This window comes from Enterococcus sp. 5H (assembly GCF_028128615.1).
Taxonomy (GTDB): Bacteria; Bacillota; Bacilli; order Lactobacillales; family Enterococcaceae; genus Enterococcus_L.
Window position 1 is genome coordinate 1 of sequence record NZ_AMDP01000004.1, and the last position, 353, is coordinate 353.

1 protein-coding gene is annotated in these 353 nt (G+C 36.0%); it reads right to left on the reverse strand.

Annotated features, from left to right (window positions below; all coding sequences use genetic code 11):
• Window positions 1-152: 152 nt before the first annotated feature.
• Window positions 153-353, reverse strand: a 201-nt coding sequence (locus C240_RS02940; RefSeq protein WP_333908789.1) for a DUF6711 family protein, incomplete at its 5' end; no start/stop codon positions are given.

Consider the following 353-nt stretch of genomic DNA (forward strand, 5'->3'; position numbering starts at 1 on the left):
CCACCCATGCTACCTGAGTCCAGTTCGAATTTTGTAATATTATCATTTGTATAGAGAATATCATTAATTTTTATTTGAATGAACATGGTACGTCTGGTGTCAGCGATAGCCTTTAAAAAATCCTTTGAAACCTTTAACATTCCACCCTCTCCTTACTGTTCTATGAAATTTACAGCTAGGCTTTCCCACATATTTTGTTCATATTTTGGATGCCAAGAATAGACAGGCGTTGTACGATCACCACAATAAAATACCCTTGTTAACATACCACCTTCAGTGGGATCAAAATAATTGATCGCAAAAAAAGCCGACTGAATATTTCTCAATATCGTCGACATTTCAAAGGGGCTTAA